Source organism: Mesorhizobium sp. M1329 (assembly GCF_040318035.1).
Taxonomy (GTDB): Bacteria; Pseudomonadota; Alphaproteobacteria; order Rhizobiales; family Rhizobiaceae; genus Mesorhizobium.
This window is the reverse complement of record NZ_JAMYLN010000004.1, coordinates 46,107-71,296: the sequence shown is the minus strand read 5'-3', so window position 1 is coordinate 71,296 and position 25,190 is coordinate 46,107. Positions and strand designations below refer to the sequence as shown.

General features: G+C 61.8%; 22 protein-coding genes and 1 pseudogene. 9 read left to right on the top strand and 14 right to left on the bottom strand.

Translation table 11 applies throughout. From position 1 onward, the window contains the following. Nucleotides 1–2: 2 nt before the first annotated feature. From NKH21_RS05255 to NKH21_RS05240, 4 genes are all read left to right on the top strand, one after another. The gene (locus tag NKH21_RS05255; RefSeq protein ID WP_352863350.1) at nucleotides 3–1,004 is read left to right on the top strand and encodes a sugar phosphate isomerase/epimerase family protein; all 1,002 of its coding nucleotides are present in this window, start codon (nucleotides 3–5) and stop codon (nucleotides 1,002–1,004) included. After that, entirely contained in the window at nucleotides 1,001–1,813 is an 813-nt protein-coding gene (locus NKH21_RS05250) for an SDR family NAD(P)-dependent oxidoreductase (RefSeq protein WP_352863348.1), read from the top strand. Before NKH21_RS05255 ends, NKH21_RS05250 begins: the two co-directional genes overlap by 4 nt. A gap of 217 nt (nucleotides 1,814–2,030) precedes the next feature. After that, on the top strand, nucleotides 2,031–3,029 hold the full coding sequence (locus NKH21_RS05245) for a flavin-containing monooxygenase (RefSeq protein WP_352863346.1): 999 nt from the start codon (nucleotides 2,031–2,033) through the stop codon (nucleotides 3,027–3,029). Beyond that, nucleotides 2,995–3,273, top strand: coding sequence for a hypothetical protein (locus NKH21_RS05240; protein WP_352863344.1), 279 nt, complete (start codon nucleotides 2,995–2,997; stop codon nucleotides 3,271–3,273). The genes NKH21_RS05245 and NKH21_RS05240 overlap by 35 nt, the downstream gene beginning before the upstream one ends. Before the next feature lie 85 nt (nucleotides 3,274–3,358). Here the strand turns inward: NKH21_RS05240 and NKH21_RS05235 are convergent. Further along, nucleotides 3,359–3,798: pseudogene (locus NKH21_RS05235) on the bottom strand (DUF2267 domain-containing protein). Between the two features lie 160 nt (nucleotides 3,799–3,958). On the opposite strand from NKH21_RS05235, the gene NKH21_RS05230 reads away from it, so the two are divergent. Next, the gene (locus NKH21_RS05230) at nucleotides 3,959–4,405 is read left to right on the top strand and encodes a VOC family protein (protein ID WP_352863342.1); all 447 of its coding nucleotides are present in this window, start codon (nucleotides 3,959–3,961) and stop codon (nucleotides 4,403–4,405) included. An 80-nt stretch (nucleotides 4,406–4,485) separates the two neighbouring features. Here NKH21_RS05230 and NKH21_RS05225 read toward each other — a convergent pair whose 3' ends face one another. The 5 genes from NKH21_RS05225 to NKH21_RS05205 form a co-directional block, all read right to left on the bottom strand. Further along, the gene (locus tag NKH21_RS05225) at nucleotides 4,486–5,682 is read right to left on the bottom strand and encodes a glycoside hydrolase family 172 protein (RefSeq protein ID WP_352863340.1); all 1,197 of its coding nucleotides are present in this window, start codon (nucleotides 5,680–5,682) and stop codon (nucleotides 4,486–4,488) included. Between the two features lie 24 nt (nucleotides 5,683–5,706). After that, complete coding sequence (locus NKH21_RS05220) at nucleotides 5,707–6,549, bottom strand: carbohydrate ABC transporter permease (RefSeq protein WP_352863338.1); 843 nt, start codon at nucleotides 6,547–6,549, stop codon at nucleotides 5,707–5,709. Beyond that, nucleotides 6,542–7,468, bottom strand: a complete 927-nt coding sequence (locus tag NKH21_RS05215) for a carbohydrate ABC transporter permease (protein ID WP_352863336.1) — start codon at nucleotides 7,466–7,468, stop codon at nucleotides 6,542–6,544. The genes NKH21_RS05220 and NKH21_RS05215 overlap by 8 nt, the downstream gene beginning before the upstream one ends. Before the next feature lie 27 nt (nucleotides 7,469–7,495). Beyond that, nucleotides 7,496–8,848, bottom strand: coding sequence for an ABC transporter substrate-binding protein (locus NKH21_RS05210; RefSeq protein ID WP_352863334.1), 1,353 nt, complete (start codon nucleotides 8,846–8,848; stop codon nucleotides 7,496–7,498). A gap of 73 nt (nucleotides 8,849–8,921) precedes the next feature. Then, nucleotides 8,922–9,926, bottom strand: a complete 1,005-nt coding sequence (locus NKH21_RS05205; RefSeq protein ID WP_352664498.1) for a LacI family DNA-binding transcriptional regulator — start codon at nucleotides 9,924–9,926, stop codon at nucleotides 8,922–8,924. An 898-nt stretch (nucleotides 9,927–10,824) separates the two neighbouring features. Between NKH21_RS05205 and NKH21_RS05200 the strand changes: the two genes are divergently transcribed. After that, nucleotides 10,825–11,289, top strand: coding sequence for a hypothetical protein (locus tag NKH21_RS05200; protein WP_352863332.1), 465 nt, complete (start codon nucleotides 10,825–10,827; stop codon nucleotides 11,287–11,289). Nucleotides 11,290–11,328: 39 nt separating this feature from the next. Here the strand turns inward: NKH21_RS05200 and NKH21_RS05195 are convergent, their stop codons facing one another. From NKH21_RS05195 to NKH21_RS05185, 3 genes are all read right to left on the bottom strand, one after another. Then, nucleotides 11,329–12,003 carry a response regulator gene (locus tag NKH21_RS05195; protein WP_352664494.1) on the bottom strand — a complete coding sequence of 225 codons (675 nt, stop codon included), beginning with the start codon at nucleotides 12,001–12,003 and terminating at the stop codon, nucleotides 11,329–11,331. After that, complete coding sequence (locus NKH21_RS05190) at nucleotides 12,000–13,055, bottom strand: sensor histidine kinase (protein WP_352664492.1); 1,056 nt, start codon at nucleotides 13,053–13,055, stop codon at nucleotides 12,000–12,002. Before NKH21_RS05190 ends, NKH21_RS05195 begins: the two co-directional genes overlap by 4 nt. Nucleotides 13,056–13,590: 535 nt before the next feature. Then, nucleotides 13,591–15,108: a S10 family peptidase gene (locus NKH21_RS05185; protein ID WP_352863329.1), complete on the bottom strand. Its 1,518-nt coding sequence runs from the start codon at nucleotides 15,106–15,108 to the stop codon at nucleotides 13,591–13,593. A 280-nt stretch (nucleotides 15,109–15,388) separates the two neighbouring features. Here NKH21_RS05185 and NKH21_RS05180 point away from each other — a divergent pair, with 280 nt between their 5' ends. Then, entirely contained in the window at nucleotides 15,389–15,886 is a 498-nt protein-coding gene (locus NKH21_RS05180) for a hypothetical protein (RefSeq protein ID WP_352664488.1), read from the top strand. A 113-nt stretch (nucleotides 15,887–15,999) separates the two neighbouring features. Here NKH21_RS05180 and NKH21_RS05175 read toward each other — a convergent pair whose 3' ends face one another. Together NKH21_RS05175 and oiaX are read right to left on the bottom strand one after the other, a co-directional pair. Next, the gene (locus tag NKH21_RS05175) at nucleotides 16,000–17,334 is read right to left on the bottom strand and encodes a four-carbon acid sugar kinase family protein (RefSeq protein ID WP_352863327.1); all 1,335 of its coding nucleotides are present in this window, start codon (nucleotides 17,332–17,334) and stop codon (nucleotides 16,000–16,002) included. Between the two features lie 4 nt (nucleotides 17,335–17,338). Continuing rightward, nucleotides 17,339–18,610 carry a 3-oxo-isoapionate-4-phosphate decarboxylase OiaX gene (gene oiaX / locus NKH21_RS05170; protein WP_352664484.1) on the bottom strand — a complete coding sequence of 424 codons (1,272 nt, stop codon included), beginning with the start codon at nucleotides 18,608–18,610 and terminating at the stop codon, nucleotides 17,339–17,341. Nucleotides 18,611–18,792: 182 nt separating this feature from the next. On the opposite strand from oiaX, the gene NKH21_RS05165 reads away from it, so the two are divergent. After that, complete coding sequence (locus NKH21_RS05165; protein ID WP_352664482.1) at nucleotides 18,793–19,506, top strand: transcriptional regulator NanR; 714 nt, start codon at nucleotides 18,793–18,795, stop codon at nucleotides 19,504–19,506. 70 nt (nucleotides 19,507–19,576) lie between these two features. Here NKH21_RS05165 and NKH21_RS05160 read toward each other — a convergent pair whose 3' ends face one another. Beyond that, on the bottom strand, nucleotides 19,577–21,052 hold the full coding sequence (locus NKH21_RS05160) for an MFS transporter (RefSeq protein ID WP_352863325.1): 1,476 nt from the start codon (nucleotides 21,050–21,052) through the stop codon (nucleotides 19,577–19,579). 154 nt (nucleotides 21,053–21,206) lie between these two features. On the opposite strand from NKH21_RS05160, the gene NKH21_RS05155 reads away from it, so the two are divergent. Next, a complete protein-coding gene (locus NKH21_RS05155) occupies nucleotides 21,207–22,175 on the top strand; it encodes a GlxA family transcriptional regulator (protein WP_352863323.1) in 969 nt (322 codons plus the stop codon). A 78-nt stretch (nucleotides 22,176–22,253) separates the two neighbouring features. On the opposite strand, the gene apnL is transcribed toward NKH21_RS05155, so the two are convergent. Together apnL and NKH21_RS05145 are read right to left on the bottom strand one after the other, a co-directional pair. Then, entirely contained in the window at nucleotides 22,254–24,158 is a 1,905-nt protein-coding gene (gene apnL / locus NKH21_RS05150) for a D-apionate lactonase (protein ID WP_352863321.1), read from the bottom strand. Then, on the bottom strand, nucleotides 24,155–25,189 hold the full coding sequence (locus NKH21_RS05145) for a Gfo/Idh/MocA family protein (RefSeq protein WP_352863319.1): 1,035 nt from the start codon (nucleotides 25,187–25,189) through the stop codon (nucleotides 24,155–24,157). The genes apnL and NKH21_RS05145 overlap by 4 nt, the downstream gene beginning before the upstream one ends. Nucleotide 25,190: the final 1 nt, after the last annotated feature.

Sequence of the window (25,190 nt, the reverse complement as noted above, 5' to 3'; positions counted from 1 at the left end):
TGATGCTTCGTCTCGGCCTCAACCCCTATGGACTGACCTACTATCTCGGCCTGCAGGGCCGCGGCACGCCGCGGCACAATCCGGACGGCGCAGGGCTGGATGGCTTCATAGCACTGGCGCAGGAACTGGGCGCGCGCACGCTCGAGATCTACGAACCCTGGTTGACCGACTTGACTGACGCCGAGATTGTCGCGCTCCGCAGGCGTCTGGCCGCGCTGGACATCGTCCCGGTGGTGAGCGGCGGATTGCTCGTGGCAGGTCCACTGGACAACGCCTTTCGGGCTGCGCGCCTGCTCGAGGCGACGACGATCCGCATCGCACTGACGCCTGTCCTGTGCGGCGACCGCAATGCGTGGGGTCCGAAATGGAGCGAGTTCAACGCAACGATTCGCGCTGCCTTGACGGAATGGGGGCCGCGTGCGGCGGCCGAGAGCCGGGTGCTCGGCATCGAGAACCATCAGGACTTCGGCAGCGACGAACTGGTTGCATTCTGCGAACTCGGCGGGCCGGGTGTCGGCATCACCTACGACACCGGCAACACCTTTCCTGTCGGCGAGGCGCCGCTTGCCTTCACGCGCCGGATAGCGCCGCATGTCCGGCACGTTCACCTCAAGGACTATCGCGTCCAGTTCACGGATGAGGGTTACCGCCTGGTCCGCTGCGCCATCGGCGACGGCGCCGTGCCATTCGCCGAGCTGGCAGCCATCCTTGGCGAGCACCACGACACGCTGACGGCCGTGCTTGAGCCCGGCGCACTGGAGGCCCGTCACGTTCGCTGTCTCACCGACGACTGGTGGAACGGATATGCGCCGAAGACCGCCCGCGAATTCGCGGCCTGCCTGAGTGCTGCGCGCCTGAACCGGCTTGCGGACGACGCCGACTACCGTACGCCATGGGAACGGGACGATGACGGTGCGCTCGTTTCGTACGAGCTCGACATGATCCGGCGCAGCGCTGCCAACATGATGAAATTCGATTTCATTGCAATGGAGAAATCAGCATGACTGCCCGAGAACTCAGCGGTCTGACCGCCTTCGTCACCGGCTCGGGACGCGGCCTCGGCCGCGTGATGGCCGACCGCTTGGCCGAACTTGGCGCAAACGTCGCGGTCCACGATCTCGATTGGGTCCGGCCATCTCAATATGGCGAATTCGCGGACCTCGGCGACTCTGCCCGGGGCTTGGAGAAGCACGGGACGCGCATCACCGCGGTCACCGGCAACATCGGCGACAAGCAAGCCGTCGCCGAAATGAGGAGGAAGATCGAGGCGGATCTCGGCGACGTGCACATTCTGGTGAACTGCGCCGGCGGCGACATCGGCGCCAAGGGCGTAAAGCCCAATCCCAACAACGCGCTCGACATCGACTACGAAGACATCAAGGTTCTGACCGAGAACAACCTCATCGGCACGATGCTGGTCTGCCAGGCGTTCGTTCCGCCGATGGTGAAGCGTGGCTCGGGCTCGGTGATCAACATCGCCTCGGCGGCGGCGCATATCGGATGCTCGCCCGAGGTGGTCTACTCGACGCTCAAGGCAGCCGTCGTCCATTATACGCGCTGCCTCGCCAAGGAATTGATCGAGGATGGCGTACGCGTCAATGCGGTGAGCCCCGGCGCCACCAAGACGGCACGGTTCCAGGCGAGCCGCGTGGTCGATCCGCAGCGCATGGATTCGAGCAAGAAATCGCTGAACCGGTATGCGGAGCCTGAAGAGATCGCCGAAGCGGTGGCCTTCCTCGCCGGTCCGCGCGCGCGCTTCATCAACGGGCAGGTAATCCGAGTCGATGGCGGTTTCACGATCTTTCCAGGTTAAGCCGCGACCGTTGCCGGTTTCGGATGAGTATTTGGTTGTGCCGTGATCCGACAAAGCTGTTATCGTGCCCTCGCGTCGGGGGCGAAGCCATGCAGAGGATGGGTTCAGGCAGCATCGGCTGCTGTTTGGCGGTTGTTCGCCGGCCAAGGCGTTACGCTGATGGCGTTGGTGCCGCCTCGAAGTGCTGCTCCGGCGCTAGCACCCGGATCCGCGGCAAATGACGGATGACGCCAACATCCTTGATGCGGTGGTGGTCGGGGCCGGTTGGGCCGGCCTGGGCGTCAGCTATTCGCTGGCACGGCAAGGCTTGCACCATGCCGTATTGGAGCGAGGCCGCATCGGAGAGACCTGGCGCACGCAGCGGTGGGATTCTTTCCGGATGAATACCCCAAACGTTCAGACCGTCATGCCAGGCGACTTCTATGACGGTTCAGATCCGTTCGGTGCCCTGACGCGCGACCAGTTCGTCGCCCTGCTTGAGGATTTCGCCAGGCGAAACGAACTACCGGTCGAACCGGACACTGTTGTGACCGAGCTCTCCGGTGGGAACCGGAATGGCGTCTATCGGTTGACCACCTCGCGCGGCACAGTTTTGGCACGCAACGTGGTGATCGCAAGCGGCGACTTGAATTGTCCGGTGCGCCCAGTGTTCGCCGCTGCGTTGCCGCTGGGCCTGCGCCAGATCGATGCTTCTGATTATCGCAGCGCCGCCGATCTCCCGGCTGGAGCGGTGCTGGTGGTCGGAAGCGGCCAGTCCGATGCCCAGATCGCGGAAGAACTGGCGGAAGCAGGCCGAAGAGTCTTCCTTGCCACCAGCCGGGTCGGGCGGCTCTCGCGGCGCTACCGAGGTCGCGACATCATGCTCTGGCTCGTCGAAAGCGGATTTCTCGACGTGCGTCGAGACGAGATCATTCGACTTGCGGGGCGCATTCCACCTCGTGGTCTGCTTGGGGTAGAACACACGATAAGCCTGCAAGGGCTCGGCGCCCAAGGTGTCGTGCTGCTGGGGCGGTTCGCAGGTGTCGAAGATGACGGCCGTCTGTCATTCGCCGACGATCTCGAAGAGCATGTTCGTTTTGCGGATGAGGCCTCCGCCAACGTCAAACGCTATATCGACGAATACATCAGCCGCTCCGGAATCGATGCCCCGTTTCGGAACCCGACCAGCGGAGACTGTCGCAGTGCAGCTGCCGAATCCGGCTGTCCGTTCTCTTGATTCTGCCGAGTCCGGCATCACGACCGTGGTGTGGTGCACCGGCTTCAAGGGCGATTTCAGTTGGGTGAGGCTTTCCGGTCTGCTCGACCCGGAAGGACAGCCTGTTCACGAGGATGGCGTGGCCGCCCTGCCAGGCATCTACTTTGCCGGGTTGGATTTCGCCTCCACGCGCAAATCAGGCATAATATTGGCGATCGCCGAGGAGGCACATCGCCTTGTCGAACACATCGTGCGGCATTCGTGACGACCTGGACACCGTCGGCAGGTTTCTAAACGTCAGCGTTTCGAGGCAGTTGGTCGGTCGCGCGTCCGCATGAGCGGGGTCGCCACTATTTGACGCCCACGCTTTCAGGCCAGAGCACCTGGATTTCCTTTGGCAGCGCATCCCGCACCTTTGCCGACTGGCCAAGGTCGATATGCCGGCAAGCACACGCAGCACTGAACGTGCCGCATCCTCGGGATCGACAGGACGGGTCGATTTCAATTCATCGGCAATGTGTTGCAGGAACTCCTCGAGCGAGCGTGTCTTGTCGGGCATGTCGGCGGGCCGGTAGCGATCATAGTAGGCGCCCCGCACGAGCAGCGGCAGTTCCGCTCCCAATTTAGCCGCCAGTCCGATCTGTAGCCTGTCGCGAAGGGTTCGCAGAACGGCGCCCAATGCATGCCAGGCGACGTGTCGATCCGGACCAAGATCTGCCATGATCTCGTCAAGCCAGATGTTTGTTATTTGCAGCGTTTTGTCAAAAACGTCCAAGCCGGTTGCGCTCATCGTCGCCTCCTCGAAAGGTTCTGCGGGCAAAACTGCGACCGGAGATAATTGTTTCGTGGTCCTGTGAAAATGTCCGGCGTGGGGAGCTTTGGCCGACCCGGCCTTGAAGTCTCCGACCGAACCCTAGATCTCTTGACTGACTGAGCGGCCCTTGCCGACAATGGCATGGGAAGAAGGCGGGATGTCGCCCACGGTGTCCGGCACCACTTGGCGATCAAGCTGCGAAAGGACTGTCATGGATTGGAAGCTGGAACTCGTCCCGGTCCCCGTATCGGACGTCGATAGAGCAATCGGCTTTTATGTTGGCAAGGTCGGCTTTCATCTCGATCACGATCACACCGTAAGCGACGAGATACGTTTCGTGCAGTTGACGCCGCCCGGTTCGGCCTGTTCGATTGCCATGGGCAAGGGCCTCGTCGACAGCCCGCCGGGATCCATGAGGGGCCTGCAACTGGTCGTGCCCGATATCGATGAGGCGCACCGGTACCTGGCCGCTCAAGGCATCGAGGTCAGCGATATCAAGGATTTTCCCTGGGGCAGATTTGTCTTCTTTGAGGATCCCGACGGCAACACCTGGTCTGTCCAGCAACTTCCACCTCGCAGCTGAGGCGCCGCACTACGGCAGGGTGATGCCCCGACGCAGATAGCGCGGGATGCACGGCTCAATTCGAACGCACGCCGGCCTAGCTAACGCCTCTGCTCGTCCAAGGCGGCCTTCCAGTTGTGATAAGGCGCGCGATAGGTGGGGATGCGGTCCTCGACATCGGCAAGCGCTTCGAACGGTCTGTGCGGTTCGGCCTGATACCAGAAGGCGACCGACGAGATGTCGTCCGAGCGGCGATTGGCGTGACCGTGCTCGATGGTCACCCGGATGCGTTTGTGGAAGATGACCGGGTCCTCTATGTGCCAGCGATAGAGCGTAACCGGCTCGGTCCAGTTCGGCCCGCCGGCAGCGATGATGCCGTGATAGGGCGCGCTGTAGTCCTGTGTCGGGCACCATGCCGTATTGAAATAATCTTCGGTGCCGGTGCCGTGCAGGGTCGGCGGCCAGGCATCGTTGGCGCCGGGGCTGGTCTCGCCGCGATCGTCGATCAGTTCGGCCTTCGGTCCGATGCGCGGATCGGGCTTGCGCACCGTATCCGGCACGGAAATGCCCGGTTCGCCATCGACGAAGATCATGTCGTCGCCCTCGCCATACCAGTCCCATAGTGCGGAGCGGCGGCGCGAATAGACGGAATAGAGCACGCCGACATAGTGGCCGTGACCTTCCGCCTCGAGGATGGTGTAGTTGCCGTTCCCGTCGGTATTTTCGCCGCCAAACAGGACCTGCTCGTTGGCCAGCCCCGTCTCGTCTATGCCATCAGGTCGTTGCTGCCTGTATTGGGCGTGGAAGCGGCCCAGGCCTTCCTCGAGTTCCTCATGCAGTTCGAGATCGACATAGTAATAGAAAAGCAGGTCGTCCTCGGCCTCATTGGTGACGGTGAAGCGCATGTGGCTGGCAAACGGCATCGGAAAGTAGCAGTTGAAGGCCTTGCCATCCTCTGGACTTGCCTGCACCGGCAGGCTGGCAAAATTGCGGGTGCGGGCGTGGCCCATGCCGAAGAAATCGCCGATCGGCGTTTCGATGCTCGGATGTTCCTCGCCATCCCAGTACGCGCGCAGCACGATCTTGCGCAGGAACGCCTCGCTCTTGCAGGCGAGCGTCGCCCAGATATGCGTGACGATGCCGGCACCGTCGTGCTCGGCAATCACCACCGTCTGGCCGGGTTCTATATGCAGCCGGTCGTCATTGCCGCCGGTGCGGTCGTAGCTTGAAAACCGGCGGGTTTTGGCGTCGCGCAATTTGGCGAGCCCGCGAAGCGGCGACAGGCCGGCATTGTCCATGTGTTTCTCCTCTTGCTTCAGCGGTTATTTCAGGCCGCTTGTCTTGATGGATTCCATGATCTGGCGTTGGAAGATCACGAAAAGAACCAGCATCGGCACGGCAACGATGGTCGAAGCGGCCATGACGTAATTCCAGGCGGCGGCGTACTGGCTCTTGAAATTTGCGATCGCAACCTGCACCACCCAGAGGTTGAGGTCGGAGGTGATCGTCAGCGGCCACAGGAAAGCGTTCCAGTTGGCGAGGAAGAACAGGATCGCCAGCGCCGACAGGATCGGCCGGCTGAGCGGCAGGATGATGCTCCAATAGATGCGCCAGTAGCCGGCGCCGTCCATGATCGCGGCCTCTTCCAGTTCCCTGGGCAGCGACAGGTAATATTGCCTGAGCAGAAAGATGCCGAATGCGTTGAAGATCGCCGGAATGATCAGCCCGGCATAGCTGTCCAGCATGTGCAGCATCCGCGTCAGGATGAAAAGCGGCACGATGATGACCGGAAGCGACACCAGGAAGGTCGAGAACATGGCGAGGAACAGGGTGTCGCGGCCCGGAAAACGCAGCCGTGCGAGCGAGTAGCCGGCCATCGAATGGAAGAACAGCGCAGCGACCGTCACCGTCGCCGACACGAAGAACGAATTGAAGAGATAGCGCAGGAACGGCACCTCGGTCAGCACATAGAGGAAATTGCCGAGTGTCGGCCGTTCCGGAATGAGGCTCGGCGTGAAGACGTCGCTCGCCGGCTTGAGCGAGATGACCAGCATCCAGACAAGCGGGAATACCGTCATCAGGCCAAGTGCGGCGGTTGCCAGCATCCAGGCAAGTCTCGCCGCCCGTATCTGCGAACGGCCGGAAGGAGTTCGACCGTCAGTCATGCTCGAAGCGTCCGCCACGCGTCAGCACGAAGAAGAAGACCGTGACCAGCATCAGCGCCAGCACCAGCAGCGATGCCATCGCCGACGCATAGCCGAAGGCGCCGAACTGGAATGCCTGCTTGTAGATGTAGATGATCAGTACCGAGGTTGAATTGACCGGACCGCCCTTGGTCATCACATAGATCAGGTCGAAGACCTGGCCGCCGGCGACAGAAGCGACCAGCGAGACCAGGAGGACGAAGAAGCTGGTCGGCTTGAGCAGGGGCAAGGTAATGTACCAGAAGCTGGTCGCCGGCCCGGCGCCGTCGATCTTCGCGGCTTCGTAATACTCCGCCGGGATGTCCTGGAGCCCACCGAGGAAGATCAGCATATAGAAGCCCATCAGGAACCAGACGCTGACCAGGACCAGCGTGAACAGCGCCAGGTTTGGGTCGCCGAGCAGCGAAATTCCGCCGAGGCCGACGAGCGGTGCCAGCCGGCTGACGATGCCGACCTTTTCGACCAGCATGAGCTGCCACACGAGGGCCACCACGACGAGGCTGACCATCTGCGGCGCAAAGAACATCGAGCGCATGACCGCGTTGAAGCGGTTGGTCTTCTGCACCAGAAGCGCCAGTCCCAGTCCGGCGCCGTAGAGCGCCGGCACCAGCATGACGGCATAGGCCACGGTCACCTTCACGGACGACCAGAACAGCGGGTCGCCCCACATGCGCCGATAATTGCCGAGCCCGACGAATCTATAGCCGCCGAAGCCGTTGACTTCGAAGAACCCGACGGCGAGCGAAAGCAGCATCGGCACGCCGACGAACACCAGCAGGCCGAGCGCATCGGGCAGGACGAACAGCCATGCGGCGCAGAGTTCCTTTTGCTTGGCGGTAAGGCCGCGAGCGGATTTGGTGCTCGCGGCTGGCGGTTTCATCTGGTCCACATGCATGTTGGAAAGCGCCTAAAGGATCGGCGCGCCGGAATAGGAGGCGAGGAACGCGTCTAGTTGCTGACTGGCCGTCGTCGCCGCCTGCTGGGCATCAACCCCGCCAAGCTGTGCCGACTGGATGGCGTCGGAGATGATCTTGTAGGCTTCCGGCGGAACCCGCGGCTCGGCGCGCGTCCCCGGATGGATCTCCTTGGCGAAGGTGCCGAACTTGCCCGTGCTGAAGACATCGGCGCCGGCCTTCAGCGCGCTGTTGCGCGGCGGCATATCGCTCTTGGCGACAGTGCACCAGTTTACGACACGGTCGATCGAGGCTTGGTCCATCGAGGCCAGCGCCCAGGCGCAGAACTGGGCGGAGGCATCCGGGTTCTTGCCTCCGGCATTGGCGACGAAGGCCCAGCCGCCGCCGACGGTGACGTATTTGCCATTGGCCGGCGTCGGCAATTTGAAGATGCCGTAGGGCACGTCCTTGGCGTTGTTGTCCATCGCCGAAATGCCCCAGATGCCGCAGTTCTGCATGGCGCACAGCCCCGCCCCGAGATTGGCGACGATGTCGAAGCCGCCGCCGACCACCTGACGCGGCGCCACGCCGGTATTGATGGCGTCCTGCCAGAGTTTCAGCGCCTGGACGGTGGCCGGAGAATCGAAGGCGCTCTTGCCGTCCTTGCCCTGGAATTCGCCGCCGCCCTGCCACAGGAACGGATACCAGGTGAAGTTCTGGTAATAGCCGGGAGTCGTTTCGAACAGCACGCCGTAGCGGCTGGGCGTCGTCAGCTTTTTGGCGACCGCCAACAGCTCGTCCCAGGTCTTCGGCACGTCGTTCTCGTTGAGCTTTGCATCCTCGAACGCTTTGACCGAATAGTAGAAGGCCATCGGCTCGACTTCCATCGGCACGCCGTAGATCTTGCCGTCCACCATGCGGTTGGCGATGACGCTTTCCGGGAAATCGGCTTTGGCGGCATCCTCGATATGCGGCGTCAGGTCGGCAAGCACGCCGCCATTGTAATAACGCAGGAAATCGCCGGGGCTGATGAGGAAGATGTCGGGGCCCTCGCCCGACGCGAAGGCCGTCGCCAGCTTGGAGCCGGAGATGTATTCGCTGTTGACGACATATTCGAGCTCGACCTTCTGGTCGTGGCCGTCGTTCCAGTCGGCCACCAGCTTTTCGAACCACTGGACCTGCGGCTTCACGTCTCCGCCAGGCGCATAGAACTGCCAGAATTTCAGCGGCGCTTCCTGAGCGCGCACGGCCATCCTGTTGATAAACGGGAAGCCTGTGAGGCCGGCGGCGAAAGTAGCGCCGGCCTGGATCAGCCGACGGCGGTTCAGGCTGGCCAATGGCCGGCCGCGGGTCGTTTTGTCAGTCATCAATTCCTCCCTTTGATGTTGTTCGGTCGAACGTTGGCGAAGGGACCTCCGTTCCCATTGCCGGCATCTGGCGTCACGCGCTGTCGAATGGGCTCAACGCGCATGGGATCACTTCGGTGCGCGGCGCGCCCTCGACTTTGGCACCCAGCCGTTCGAGCAGCATTTCCGTGGCGAGCTTGGCAAGCATTGTCGGACTGTTGCCGACACGGGTCAGCTTCGGCCTGACATATTCCAGTTGAGGCAGGTCATCGAAGACTGCGATGGCGATATCCTGAGGGATATTGATCCCATGGTCGTAGAATTCGGTCAGCGCACCGGAGGCCATCAGATAATTGGCGAAGAACATCGCCGACGGCAGGTTTCCGCCGTGCTTCTCCTTAAGCCAGGTAACGGCTTCCCGTCCCGACGGAGCAAGATAGCTTCCCTCGAACCGCAGATCGGCGGAGATTGGCACGCCATTGTCGGCGAGCCCTTTTTCGAAGCCGGCGGCACGCGCCATCGCCTCCTTGAAAAAGGAAGGCCCGGTGACATGGGCGACGCGGCGATGGCCCCTCTTCGCCAGATACTCGCCCATCAGATAGCCGCCGCCGAAATCGTCCAGCTGGACGCTGTCGACAGCATGGTTCGGCAGATGGCCGATGAAGACGGCGGGCAGATCGAGGCTGAGCAGTTCGCTGTGCATGCCGTGCAGCGCGAAGTCGGCAACGATGACGCCGTCGACCCGCTTGCGCCCGATCTGGCGTAAATATTCGCGGCCGTGATCCTGTGAATGTCCGCCCGGCACGTCGGTGTTGAAGATCAGCATGTCGAGGCCCACCACCTCGAGCGTCGACTGCGCCGTTTTCACCAGTTCCGGATAGAACGGGTTGCGGATGTCCGGGATCAGCATCGCGATGATGTTGGTGCGGCCGGTGCGCAGACTTTGCGCCTGCGGGTTCGGCGTGTAGCCGAGTTCGTCGATCGCCGCTTGTACACGTTCACGCAGCGATTTCGATACCCGGTCCGCATGGTTGATGACATGCGACACGGTCGTGCGCGACACGCCCGCTCGCGTAGCAACTTTGGAAATCGTGCTCATGGTTTGGCAGGTTATGAGCATGTGAATGCATTTGCAAATCGATTTTTACCGATGTCTCGCAAGTTAGGGCCGTCAGGCGGATTGCGCAAATGCCAAAAGAAAAGGCCGGACTGTTAAGCCCGGCCAAGTGTGAAGGTCTACAACCTCCAGAGGGGAACGCGCCGGACGCAATGGGAGGAGACATCCGACGCAATTCGCATATGGGTCTGTATTGGTGCCGTTTCAACGATGCGGCAGTAGACCAACGGCGTTGCTGCCATAGAGCCAGAAACGCAAAGCATTCGAAGGGGGCGGTGGATCGCAACTGCCAGTTGGACACAAAGGTCGCCGAATGCAGGGCGGCTCCTGGGATAGGGACTTCAGTCTGTAGGCCTATCGACCAAGGACCCGCGCAGCCAAACTTTGGTCCGAGGCTGCTATCGCAAAAGCCCGAAATGCGAGAGTTTCAGGAACTGAGTTCCGAGGAGCCCCGTTGCGATGCCGACTGTTACAGGAGGCCGCCATGGACCCGAGCATTCACCAGGCACGTTGGCTGCTTTTTCCGTTATTTGGCCTGTGTTTCGGGGTCGCGGCCATTGGATTTATTGTTGGCTGACGGTGGAAGTCGGCGCTACCGCAGAGAGACGCAACCAAGGGAAGGCAAAAGACTTGCGCAGTAAATAGTCCCTTCCTGCGCTAGCGAGACCCACCAGTTACCATCGTGGGACTGGTGGGTCTTGACCTTACCGGATACAAACCGTTGTTTTAAGCATCAAACGAACTCGAACAGGAGGCAGCACGACAGGTCCGTATGATTAAAGGGATTTCCGACATGCGACTGGCAAGTTCATTGATGACGACCCGGAGACGAAGGACCGGATCTTCACGAGGACGTCGTGTCGGCATTTCTGTAGTCGTCTTGACCTTCGTTCTCGTCGTGAGCCCCTATCGCGTCATGTTCGATGGACCGTCGCCGACGCTCGGCCTGCAGGCTGCCTGGGCCAAAGACGGCGGCAACGGCAATGGCGGGAACGGGGGCGGGAACGGGAATGGGAACGGCAATTCGGGCAATTCGGGTGGAAACTCCGGCAATTCGAACTCGAACGCCGGTGCCGGCAAGGGCAAAGCAAAGTCGCAGGACGACAATCTCCCTGATCCCGTCCCTGCGGTAAACCCGGACAGCAGGCCAAGACTCTTTATTAATGCCATCACGGGAGACCGGGTCGAGGTAAGTGGGCCGAGCATTGGCGTGGTGCATTCGAACGGCCTCAGCGAGCGCATTGATAGCGGCCAATATGAAATGCGGGATGCCAAGGGTCGCACCATCATTCGGCGCCTGGCGACGCGTTCCGATCGGGACAGATTGCTTGAAATGATCAACTGAGGCTCAGTTCACATCGCCGCGCCGTGCGGCAATTTCGGCTCAAGCATGATCGCGAACAGTCGGATGCTGGCGCTCAGTCGCATCGCGCAAGGTCATCGCGGCTTCGGTCCTGTTGCTTACGTTGAGCTTGGCCAGGATTCGCGTCATGTGGTGCTTTATCGTCTTCTCGTGCAGGTTCAGTCGAAGCCCGATCCGCTTGTTGCTCAGTCCCCCGGCAACCAGCGTCAGGATCTCCCTTTCGCGGCTGGTGAGATCGGCAAGTCCGTCAGCTTTCGCCGGCTCTTTTGATTGAGCAGACAGATCCGCCAACAGGCGCGCCGACAATTGTGGACAGACATATCGTTCGCCCGACGCTACCGTGCGCAGGATCGCAGCCAACGTCCTCGACCCGACCCCCTTCAGTACATAGCCCCTTGCCCCGCTCTGCAACGCGGTCATCACGTGCTGGTTTTCTTCCGAAACGGTCAGCATCACAATTTTCAGTGCCGGATGCCGCTCAAGGGCCGGTCCGATCACGCCAAGGCCACCTCCAGGAACCGAGATGTCCATCAGCAGAATGTCGGGCCGCTGGTCTTCGATTATCCGCAGGGCATCGTCTCTGCTGCTTCCTTCACCGACGATCTCGAACCCGCCGATCTGATCGAGCGTGCGCACAACGCCTTCCCTGAACAGCGGGTGGTCGTCGACGATGGCGAGCTTGATGGCTACTGTCATGTCTGCCCCATTTCAACGATGTTGAGGGCCATTCTTACGACTGTGCCACTCTGTGAGGAAGTCACGGTAAACTGGCCCCCGAGGCTTTCAACCCGCTCGCGCAGCCCAACGAGTCCCAGTCTCTCGGGACGCACGATTCGCGGGTCAAAACCCGCGCCGGCGTCGGCCACTTCGATACAAACGCGCTCGCCGTCGAAATGTTTCTCCACCGACTGACCTTCACCTCCGGCATGACGGAATCCATTGTTCAGCGCCTCCTGGACGAAGCGGAAGATGCAGATCTTGGCCGCCGGCGACAACGGGGTATGGCCGCCGGTCATCGATAATCTCACTTTGACGCCGGTTCGTTCTTCGTGCGCCTGTACGGCTAGCTGGAGAATTTCACCCAGCTCGGCATGCTCGATATGCGGCAGGACAAGGCCCTTGCTGATGCTCCTGATCTCGCGCATGGCATCGTCCAGATGTGCTTTGATGGCCAGCAATTCCTGTGCACGCTTCGATTGCGGCGTAGCGGGATCGGCAATGACGGGGCTGTCGATCCCCAGCGCCGCGAGAGCGACCAATTGCGCGGGGCCATCGTGCAAGTCCGCACCGATGCGCCTGAGATAGCGTTCGTTAAGTGCGGTGGCACGCTGCGAGGCACGCTGGACCCGCAGCCTCAACAGTCTGTTTTGAGCAAGCAGATCGGAAAGCTCGGCAATGCGCTGCTTCAACGAGCGGCTCTGCGAACTGATCGTGCGGCTGCCACGGAACACGATTGCCGACAGCCCGAGAAAGAAGGCCGCCGTGACGGCGGCAACGTCCAGCCAGGTTCGAATGAGTGCCTGATGCAGGTTTCTTTCAAAATCAGTGGCGACCTCGTAGAATTCCGAAACGGCCACCACTTCCCCCGACCATGGCTGCAGCACCGGATTGTAGATCTCGAGGAGATGCAAGCCGCTGGCTCTTTCGGCCTCGCTGTCCGGATCGTCGAGCTTGTCGAACTCCGAAACCATTTGGCCTGCGAATGCCGCCCGAAGATTGTCGCCGGGTTCAAAGCGCTTGCCGATCAATGTCTTGTCGGTCGAATACAGGATGGTTCCGTCGCGACGCCAGAGCTTGAAGGATTCGAGCCTTGTGCCGAGTGCCCCTTGTCCCAGCGTTTCATCGAGCGCGTGGGCGACGCTCTCGTCGAGGACTTCGCTCTTGCGCATATCCGGAAGCAGCGGCGCAATAACGCTATCCACGTAAAGAGCCGTAGCGGAAGCCGAATTCTGCGTGACCACGGTTTCGATATGGTTCGTGACGGAAATCCCCACCACCACCATCGCCGACAGGGAGAATAGACCGCCCGCGAGCAGGAACTGCGTTGCCAGCGACAGCGCATTCCAGCGGTCGACAAGGCTTGTCAGCCTGTGTGGCCTGGTATTCCGAATGGCCCGCTCGGCAGCACGCCGCACCAGTGGCGCGATTCTGGAGAGCCGGCTAATCCGCTGTCGAACGTCGCTAAAAGACGCCATCCTAGGTGTGTAACCGATCAATCGCGATGGAACTAGGGCCTGATGAGAGGGCGAACAGCGCATCCGGCGCTTTTTTGCGCAAACCGTCTCATTGCGTCGTTCGGTAAAGCTCGGACGCGGCCTCCTTCAGTGCCGCCCGTCCATCCGGCCTCAGATACATCATGTGCCCCCCCTCCAGCACCTCGGTGCGAATGGGCTTTGCACCGGCAAGCGAAGGAAGTTGACCAAGCAGGTAGCGCGAGCCCATGTACGGCGTCACCAGGTCGCTGTAGCCGTTGACGATCAGTACGCCGAGGCTGGGATTCAGCGTGCGCGCCTGCTGAAGGTCGTCCATGACACCCGCATAGCCCTGACGCGTCGCGCTCGTCCCATAGTCCCAGTTGCCGCTGACTTCACGGTTGAGAAGCCGATAGCTGATATCCGTACGGAAGTTCAATTCATCACGCACATAGCCGACGAAAGCGGAGGTGAGCGCCGGCACGCTTCGGTCGAGCACCGGATCGGGACCCTCGACTCCCAGGCTCTCTGGCGCCACGTCCGCTGTCGCGATGTTGCCGTCATAGGCGCTGAGAACATTGCCCTTTGCCCGTGCAAACTCCTTGGCGAACAGCCCTATGGGAATGCGTGCAAAGTGCCGCTGGACGAGATCGAGCGGCAGACCGGTGATTGCGGCGACACGCTGGCTCGCCAGGCGTCCACCCTGCTCCAGCCCACCGGCCAGCGCGGCCAGATAATCGCCGAGCGCATAGCGTTCGACTTCCGCCAGCCGCTCCTGCAGAGCAGGGCCGGAAACGCCTTCGCTATGCAGGCGCACTGCCGCCAGCGACGGCAGTTCGAGCGCCCAGTGGAGCGGCTGGAACTCGTCCGGGCGCACCAGCGTGAATTCGAGCGCCGGCGAAATCAGCACGACGCCGCTCGGGCTGATGCCGATGTCTTCCTGAAGCTTCCTGGCGAGCAATGCTGCTCGAAAGCCGCCATAGCTTTCGCCAGCCAGGAAGACAGGCGATGCCGTACGGTTGGTCTGCGCCAGATAGAGCCGGATAAACGCGCCTATCGACGCGGCGTCCTGGCTGACGCCCCAGAAGCTGTGTGCTTCCGTGCCGGGCGCTTCACGGCTGTAACCGGTTCCGACAGGGTCCACAAAGACCAAGTCGGTCATGTCGAGCCAGGTGTCGGGGTTGTCGAACAGCCTCTGCGGCGGCGGCAGGAAACTTCCATCGGCCGCCGTCGCCAGGACCCGCGGACCGAGCGCGCCGAGATGAAGATAGGCGGAAGCTGCTCCCGGACCGCCATTGAACACGAAGGTGATCGGGCGGCGCGGATCCGGTCCCGTTTCTTTCCCGGAATGCAGTGCATAGGCGACATAGAAAATCTCGGCGGTGATATCGCCTTTGCCGGACGGTAATGACAGCGTGCCGGCCTTGGCCTCGTAATCGAGCGTGCGTCCGGCAATGACGATCGAATGATCGGAAATCTGCGGCGGTGGCAGGAGCGAGAGAACCCCGCCTGTGGGCGGCGGCCGCTGGGCCGTCTCCGCGTGACCGACCCCAACTCCGGCAACCAACAGCAGAAGAGCGAGGGCGATTTCTTGCAGCTTGATAGGCATGACGTCTCCGGACCAATTGGCTGGAAACTAGCACACCGTCGGCCGAACCAAAGTCACAGCACCGTGCGCCAGTACATCTGACAAGAAGGGGTCGGGTTTGGAAATCCGATGCCCCCGCGGAAGATAGGGCGCTACGGTCACGGCGGCAGCCTCAACTTCTTGCAGCAGATACGTGCGGCGGAATGGCGGACCAAACGACTTCGTGAATTTTCTGCCGGTTGACTCGATTGGCCCACTTCCTAGGTTGGCACTCGGGCCTCCCGCGCAATCCGAAGTTGGTATGACATCTTTCCACACCCAAAAGCTTGCCCTTCTCCTTCTATCGGCAAGCGCCGCCATCCTGTCATCCTGCGTCATGCCTGACGACACGTCGAGCACTGCAAAGGAGGACGCCACGGCGGCGGCAGCCCGCAGGGAGATGGTCGGCCTTAGCGAGGCGGACGTTCGAATGTGCGCCGGCTTTCCGACCGCCACTGCCGATGTCGGCAAATCCGGTCAGATCTGGACCTATCAGCGCGTCGTTCAACGCGGCAATCTCAACATTGCCGTTCCGACGGTGGCCATTGGCCCCGTCCCGGCGCTCGGAGGTTCCGTCAACGTCGCCCCCGGCGGCTATTGCAACACACAAATTCGAATGGTTGACGGTCATGTTGCCGAGGTTGCCTACGCCGGCGACAACAACCTGCCGAACAACCGCGATGCGCTCTGTGTCAGCACGGTAGACGCCTGTGTCGCCTATGCCCGTCGGTATCGTCCAAGCAGGGCAATGGGCAGATAGCGGGATGAGTGGCATCGCCGCCGACCTGAACGCCTTAAGTTTCTGGTTTGCCGGCTAATTATTACCTTAGATCTCGATTGAGCATCACCGATTTGACGCGATATTCCCCGCTCTCAACCGCCGACGCCATCGCGAATAGCGGAGAAATAGCGGTCGGTTCCGACCTGCCCGCCCTTGAGGGCAATTTCCAGCCCATCGATCGCCTTAACGCTTGAATGCGCCACACAAAGCGGCGAGCCCGGCGATACGGGCAGCGGCATTCGCACAGTCAGCGCGTCGACGCTCATCTGGCCAAGTGCATGGCTCGACGTGTCGCCGCCGGCGATGACCACGCGCAGCAGCTGCTCTTGAAGCGTCAGTTCGCGGAGAACCTCGCCAAGGCCACGGCCGAGCTTATGGCGGGCGCCTTCCCGGAGATCGATTTCAGTACCGCGGTCGGCCGCAGGTCCGAGCGCGGTGTAGAGGATGACGCTGCGCCCAGCCTGTAGGGTGGAGCGCCCGGTTGCAACCGCGCGCGCAATAGCGTCGTTCGACGTCTCGGAAACCAGTTCGACCGGGTCGAGCTCGATCCCGTCGAAGCCGTCGGCCAGAGCATGCCGGATCTGTCGTTCCGTCGTCGGCGAGCAGCTCCCCGAGACCACGGCGATCCTGTCGGCAGCGCCCGGCGGCGAAAAGGCAGGTTTGGCATCCACGATCCGGTTCGATGCCCATTCGACCAACAAGGCATATTCAATGCCCGAAGAGCCGACGACGAAATAACCGCCCGGCTTGCGAGCGCGCCAAATCTCCTTGCCGGCAAGCGCCTGGGTTTCCAGGCTGTCGACATCGACAAGCACGATACCTCTGCCATCCTCCACAAGCCGGTCGAATGCTTCCGACCGCGACGCAGACTGCAGCGTCGCCAGGTCGACCAGGCCCGAGCTGAGGTCTGTCTGGCGCGACAGATGGATCAGCAGGTCGGATTCGTCCATCGGCGTTATCGGATGGCGGCTCATCACCGGATGGCGGTCTATGCGGAAATATTTTTCGCGATAGGCAGCGAACAGATGACCGAAGGCGGTGTAGCGCTTCAGCTGCGGCGCGCCGACCACCAGCGGCACGCCGCCTTGCCGGAAAACCGAGCGGCCGATCTCGATCGCCCGGCCGATGCTGCCGATCGCCGGGCTGGAATCGAAGGTCGAGCAGACCTTGTAGTGGCAGATCTCGGCGTTGACGGTCTTCAGCCAGGCGAAGGCATCTCGCAGATGCGTGTCCATCCACTGCGGCGTCTCGCTGCGGCTGGTGCCGGCAAGCCCGAGGGCGCGGCAATGCGCGAACTGCGAAAGCAGCGCCTCGTCCGGCTGGCGCATGAACAGGACGGTCGGCACGCCGCCGAGCTCGAGCGCCTCCATGACGTCGGTCGAGCCGGTAAGGTCGTCGCCATAATAACTCAGAAGCAGGTTTTGCATGGCGTCAAGCCGCCTCGCCGCCGAACTTCTCGATCGATCGCGCCAGCTCGACATGGCTCAAGGCATAATCCGCCAACGGAATGTCTTGGACCGCCGCCTGCCAGGCCTGCTGCACGGCGCGCACGCCGGCGCCCGGCCCGTCCGGGTGGCTGACGATGCCACCGCCGCAGAGATAGAGAAGATCGACCGTCCGGCCGGTTCGCTGGAAGGTTTCAGGCGCCTGCCCGCCCCACTGACCGGAGCCGGCGACCGGCAATGCGCAATCGGCCGGCGAAAAGATCGGCGTGGTCACCGCCTTGAAGGATTCTACGAAGGACCAGTCGGGTTCCCAGTATTTCGAGGCGATGCCGTTGATCTGGAACTGGTCGACGCCGAGCAGCCGCCAGAACTGCTGCCAGACCTTGAAATCCATACCGAGGCCGGGATGACGGGTGAGAATGTCCCAGCCATTGCGGTGGGCATGGAGCACCAGGCTGGAGCGTTTTCGGAGGTAAGCCATACCGCCGAAACCAATCGAATTGATGTTGACCACGGCGCAATTGCCTCCGGCGTTTGCTACCAGGTCGTGGTTTCGCATCATCTCGTCGGGATCGGCATGTGAGATGCCGAAGGCATACATAACTTTCTTGCCGGTCTTCTGCTCGTGGTCGAGGATCAGTGGCATGATTGCCCTCACCCGCTCCGACAGCGGGGAATAGGCCGGGCTCATCAGCTTCTCGTCATCCTTGATGAAATCGACGCCGGCGGCAATGAGCTCTTGCACCATTGCGGCCGTCTCGTGCGGACGGAGCCCCAGCGCCGGCTTGACGATGGTCCCGATGATCGGACGATCCGCGACACCGGTCAGCCTGCGGCTGCCCGTGACGCCGAATTGCGGGCCCGGATGCGCGCCCCGGTATTCCTCGGGTAGCCTCATGTCTACAACCCGGATGCCGGACAGGCCCTTGATCGAAAAGGTGCCACCGATGGCGATGGTCATCAGCGCCGACAGGTCGGTGCCGATGGCGTCCAGCGGAAAGGCGATGTCGACGTCGGCGCGCTTGACCGGGCCATTGCTTGCTTCGGAGCCGGCTTCCGGGCCGGTTTCGGGAAGAGACGGCCGATCCGCATCCTGCAGATGCCGTATCGCCAGGACCCGCGCTGCGACCCTGGCCTTGAGCTCTTCGGTCTCGCCGGCCAGCGCGACGAAGGTTCCGGTCGACTGGTCGCTTGCGATCTTGGCCGCCAGCGCCTCGACATTGCCAGGCGTTTCGATGCGATAGGTGAGAATAATCATATTCGCGCGGCCTGCCGGGTGGTTCGAAAAAGGTTCCTTGGCCCTCGAAATCTGGTATAATGAGTACATAAGCATTGCAAGCCCTATCCAGCTTGGCAGGTAAGGGCGAGCCGGCAACAGGCGTTCCGGAATTCACGGCGGAAATGCTAGGTATAGGTCGGTCAAAGGAGTGATTCGCGACGATGAACCGTTCGGAGCCGATCGTCCGGCGCAAGCTTTCCGACGAAGTATTCTTGAGACTGAAGCGCCTGATCACCAGCGGCGAATTGCTGCCGGGTGACGACATGCCATCGGAGCGCGAATTGATGGAGCGCTTCGAGGTCGGCAGGCCGGCGATCCGCGAGGCGATGCAGGCGTTGAGCAATATGGGGCTGGTCGCGATCTCGCATGGTGAGCGTGCCAAGGTGCTGCAGCTCACCGCCAAGTCGATCATCAAGCAGGTCGATGGCGCAGCCAAGATCATCCTGTCGTCATCGAAGGACACGCTCGAGCACCTCAAGAACGCGCGTATCTTCTTCGAGCGCGGCATGGTCAGGGAAGCCGCGGAGAAGGCCACCGCCGAGGACGTGCAGCAGCTGCGGGCAACGGTTGCCGAGCAGCGCAGCCATCGTGGCGACTCGGAAGCCTTCATATCCGCCGACATGAAATTCCATACCCAGATAGCGGCAATATCCGGCAACCCGATCTATGTCGCCGTCAGCGAGGCAATGCTTGGCTGGCTAAAGGAATACCACACCGAAATGCTGATCTGGACCGGCAAGGAAAAGTTCACGCTGACCGAGCACGAAGAGATCATCGGACGCATCGAAGCCAAGGATGCGGATGGCGCCGAGAAGGCGATGATCAAGCACCTCGAACGCTCGCGTGCGCTTTACGTGATGAACTCCGGCAGCTGAAAATCAAGAGCAAGGTCCCGACCGGCGTAGCGGCCGCGACCTTGCTCTCGGCCTTCTGACTGACCACAGATCAGGATGCAGCTTCGGGGCAAGCGGCAACATCGCGAGGCGACACCGTATTCCGCTGCCTCAGCGTTAGGGCAAGAGCCGCACCGAGGAGAGCCGCCGCCGCGGCGAACCAACCGGCAACGCGCAACCCGTTGACGACATCCGATGCGACGCCGGCCTGCCCGCCTAAACGGGCATTGGCCACGGCAAGAATGGCGGCGAGACCCAATGCCGCGCCGATCTGCAGGGAGGTCGACGCCAGCGCCGACGCGACACCCTGTTCATGGGGAGCCACTCCGGAAGCGGCAGCGGCGAAGAGCGTCGTAAAGGCAATGCCGCCGCCGAAACCATAGATGACGATACCGGGCAGCACCGTCCAATACGAACCGCCCGGCGACATCGCAAAAGCGATCGCTGCCAGCCCGATCCCATATATGACCATGCCGGCGAACATCGTCGCACGCGTCCCCCAATTGTTGAGCAGCAGCGCCGCGGTCTTCCCTCCGCCGATCATTGCAAGTATCCCTAGCGGCACGAATGCCAGGCCGGCGGCGAGCGCGTTGTAACCGAGCACATTTTGGAAATACGTCGTAAGAAGGTAGTAACCGGAACTCAGCGCCATGTGGTGAAAGAAGCTCACCGCCATGGCTGCGACGAGGCTGCGATTGGCAAACAACCGCAGTGGCGCGAGCGGATCAAGCACGCGGCTCTCGATGAGAACGAAGGCGCAAAGCAGCAGCGCCCCGATCGACAGTGATCCGGCGGCCCGAACTGTCTGCCAACCCACCTCGGGACCACTGGCTAGACCGGTCGCCGCTGCTGTGACGACCAGCGCACCCGGAAGATCAAAACTGCGGCTGCTGGTTCTCGCGGGATCTGGCGCCAGCAGAATTGGCGCAGCGATAAGCGCGGCACACAGGGCCAGCGGAACGGTGAAGAAGAAGACCGCCTGCCAACCCCAGTTGTTGGTGAGGACGCCGCCGATGATCGCGCCGGCTGCCAGGCCGCCGCTTCCCGTCGCGCCCCAGACAGCAAGCGCCCGGTTGCGTTCGCTGCCTTCCGCGAAACTTGTATTGATCAACGCCATGGTTGCTGGAAACAGCAGCGCTCCGCCCAGGCCTTGCACCGCCCGGGCAGCCACCAGCGTTAGGGCATCGGGAGAAAATCCGCCGGCCAATGAGGAAACGCCATAGATCACCAGCGCCAGGATGAACATGCGCCGTGGCCCGAGCCGGTCGGCTGCGCGGCCGCCGAGCAACAGGAAACCACCAAAAGCCACCGCGTAGGCGCTTACGACCCATTGCAGCGACTGGACCGTAAAGCCGACATCACGGCCAATATCTGGCAAGGCGACATAGACGATGTTGTAATCGATGGCGATGATGAACTGCGCGAACGCCAGGAGCGCCAGTCTGGGCCCGGACCAGCGCTGCGGTTTTATGATACGCTCTGAATCCGGTATATGTGCCGCGTTGTTTTCATTCAGCGATTTCAGCATTTGCATCTTCCCAGCCATGGATTTCCACAGGCCGCTTCGTCCGCAGCCCGCATGCGGCCATCCTGGAGGCGCCGCGCTTGTTCTGGAATTGGCAATTTTGACAAAGACTATGCTAGACTTGCCACTCTACGGGAACGACACCGGGAGAACCGCAATGGCTGACAGGAGCCTCCACGTCGTGATCTGGCTGCCGTCGAATTTCTATTCGGCCGTCGTCTCGACGCTCGTGGAAATGTTTCAGCTTGTGAATGACGTCTGCCGTTCACAGGTTCTCTCCTGTGAGTTCGTTTCAAGGGGCGCGCCGTCGGCATCAAGCACCGGAATTTTCTTCCCGACAAAGGCTCAACCATCCCGGAAAATGGATGTCCTGATTCTCATTGCGATGCCGGGTGTCGAGATTCCCGAGCTTCTGCGCTCGCTCGACGAGGAGAGTGAACATTCAAAACCGCTGATCGCGCTCGCACAACAGCAGGGCGCAATCATCGCAGCACATTGCGGTGCATGTTATCTGCTCGCCAATTCAGGATTATTGGACGGTAAGCGCGCGACGATATCCTGGTGGCTGAAAGCCGAGGCAAGCCGCCGGTTTCCGCAAGTGCGATGGGACGCTTCCCGCTTGCTCATTCGCCAGGACCGCCTCTACACATGCGGAGGCGGGTTTTCCGGGCTCGAACTCGCCAGGGCTTTGCTGATCGATCTGGGCTTCTCGAAGGAGGAGCGGATCATTCGAAAACTTCTGGTTCTCCCGCCGCCGCGCACATTCCAGAGTCCCTACGAATTTTCTCTCGATGGAATTTCGAACGAGGCCAGCCCATTCGAGAACAAGCTGCGCGAGCTCTCGAAAGACAAGATGTCGGAAATCGATCTGAAATTTCTGGCAACCGAATTGGGCATGTCTTCGCGAACCCTGTCTCGCAGATTTTTCGACGAACTCCAGACAACGCCGGGAAAATGGATCCAGGAAAGGCGGCTGGAGTTGGCAAAATCCATGCTTGAGGAAACAAAATTGAGCGTGTCAGAAATTTGCTATCGAGTGGGATATCAGGACGTCGCCTCGTTCAGCCGTCTTTTTTCCAAGACAACTGGAATGGCACCAGGCGAGTTTCGAAAGCAAATCCGGTGACAAGTCGGCATCGGAAGTGCTGCGGCTACGGGCAACGGCTGCCGAGGTGCGGCTATCCATGAATCTCGGCAAATGACTTCAGCCGATCCGGACGATTGCGTAGGGCGTCATCACAAGACGGTCTCGGTCCGACGCGTTTCGCTGGATCTGGCGTGACGTTCGTCCATCCCAAATCTTCAGAGGACCCTGATCTGAGCCGAGCCCAGAAAGGTCGACCGGAAAATCGTCCGGGGTAAGGTTCGCCAGCCAGACGATGATCTTGCCGGTCTGGGAGCGGCCGGCCAGTGCCAGCACCCGCGTCTCATCGGTCGTTGTCGCCGCCACATGCGCATGGCCGGCCAGATCGCAAAGTCCTTTCACCGCGTGGAAAATCAGCCGCGTTGCACCTTCTTCGACAGGCTCGCCCGACGAGGCCAGTACGCCGAATTGTCCGGTGAAGCTGCAGAGCGTCAGCATTTCGAGCCCGGCCGGCGCAACGCGTGCGGCATAGCCGATCGTCCATGCGGCCCCGAATAGCCCGGCGTGGCGAGGGTCGCGGTCGGCCATGGCGATGCGCTGATTGTCGGGATTGGCCTTGGTCGCGCCGCCATAAGGGTTCTGGCGCATGGCAATGGTCGACGGCCCGATCCGATAAGGTATTGTTCCGAAGATCGTCCTAACTGACGCCGTGATGAAAGGCAGTGCTTCCAGCGATTGCATGACGCTGAGATCGTCGGCGGCGTGCACGATCGGGCAGGTGCAATGCGTGACGAAATCGAGCTGACCGGCCGGGACGCGCTTGCGGTTCAACTCAGTGAAATAGCTGAACATGCCGCCGCCGAGGCGGATATCGGGGAAGGCGCGGCGGGCGGCAGAATAGACGTCTTGGAGCGGCGGGCATTGCGGCCACGCGCTGCCCGGTGGCGTCGACTGCCGGTCGATCGAGGGCGAGACGGCAATGGCCGAAAGCTTGAGCCCGGCCTGGCGCACCCTGTCGGCGACGCCTGAAAGCTCGGCGTCGAGATCGCCGTCGCCGGCAATGACACATTCGAGCGTTGTCCGGACCGGATAGGCGGCGGCGAGCCGGGCGTAGGACCGCAAGGCGGCAAGCCCGTGGCCGCGCGTCGGGTCATAGTGGAATATCAATTGCTGCGGGCCAAGCTCGGACAGCATCGGCAGCTTGCCCAGCGCCGCCTCAACCTGATCAGGGTAGATGATGACGCCAACATTCGGCAGCACCGGTCCGGCTTGGCCGAGCCTGACACGAATTGGTTCGGCGCTTGCCACGGCGGCCGGCACTTTCCCGCGACCCGCTACCCGCAAGCTGACGGTTTGACGGAAGGTCTCGCCGGCCGGCAGCACGTGTGGCCATGGCAGCGCGAGCGGCCGGACATAGGTCTTGTACGAGGCATCCGACCAGTTGCGCTGGTCCTCCATCTCGAAAGTATCGCCTTGCATCCGGCATTCGGCGGTGACGCCCGGCCGGACCTGATGGGTGATCGCCCGCAGATCCTTGAACGGCTGCCAGGGATCGATCAGCTCTGGAAGCCTGGTCGCGACCACGCTGCCATCGGTATGCGCGAGCGTGACCGGGCTGCCGGCCAGGCCGACGATTGGATGCAGGATGCAGAAACCGCAGCGATTGGTCTCGAAATCGTTGTCGGGACGAGCGCTCACGTCGAAGACCAGTCGGCCATCGGCGCCCTTGATGGTCGCATGGAAGTCGAGCCGGCTTCCCTCTGGCCCGAAACAACCTGCCGAATAGCTGACGGAGAAAGCGTCATCGCCCTGGTCGATGACTAAATCGGTGAGCGTCGGCTCGTAGGTGCCCCAGTCGCGATCCCTGACGATGTAGGCGATGGCGCGCAGCACTTCGGTGTCGCCGTGCCGGATGGTGCGCAGATTGCCGTTGACGAAGTCCGCCGTCAGCGCGCCGGCGCGCAGCCTGACCGGTTCGGCTTCAACAGCACGTGTGCCGTAGAGGAGGAAGGCGTCGGCTGTCATTTCAGCAAGGTGTCGAGTTGCACCGGCTCCCGGCTTGCGGCGCCGGCGTACGCTGCCTCGACCAGCGCCAATGTCTTGAGGTTGTCCGCGCCCGAGGTCGCGGGCTCGGTTCCGTTGGTCAGGCAATCGACCCAGTGCTTTTGAATGGCGACGACGCTTTCCTGGATGTTATGCCACGGCCGTGATGCCCAGGCCAGCAGCGGTGGCGAGACGTCGCTCACGACTGTCCCGCTCCGGCCGGTGACAGTGAGGCGGTAGCCCTGCGCCAGCCGGATCGTGCCGTCGCTGCCATCGATCTCGATCAGCGTCTCGGGGAACGGCTCGGTAGCGAGCTTGCTGGCGTAGCTGCAGTCGACCACGGAAGTGGCGCCGCTCGTATGGTCCATCAGCATCGTCGCAACGTCCTCGCCGGCAATGCCAGGGTTGATGCGCGCCGTTCGCGCGGTGACCGTCGAGACGTCGCCCAGAAGGAAGCGGGCAATGTCGAGGATGTGGATGCCGAGATCCTCGATGATGAAGCGCTTGCCCGTCGCCAGATAGGGCTGGCCGGAGAACACGTCATAGGCCGAGCGGAAGGAGATGCGGCCGAAGAAGGGAGCGCCGATTTCGCCGCTGTCGAGCACGGTACGCACTGCCTGGATCGGCGACTGCCAGCGAAAATTCTCATGCACCATCAGCGGCACGCCGGCATCGGTGCAGGCCTTCACCATCGCCTGGGCGTCGGCAAGCGTCGGCGCAAACGGTTTTTGGCAGATTGCCGGAACGCCGTGCTGCGCCGCCATCTCGACGAGCATTCTGTGGCTTGGTGCGGTGGTGGCGATGTCGACGAAATCCAGCCTTTCGCCGGTAAACAAAGCAGCCGCATCGGCATAGCGCCGCGCGACCCCGAACTGGTCGCCAATGATCCGCAGCCGCTCCGGATCGCGGTCGCAGATGGCGGCGATCGAGGCACCCTCGACGTCACGCCAGGCATGCATCTGGTTGACGGCAAAGAAGCCGCAGCCGATCAGCGCTCCACGCAGCTCCGCCATA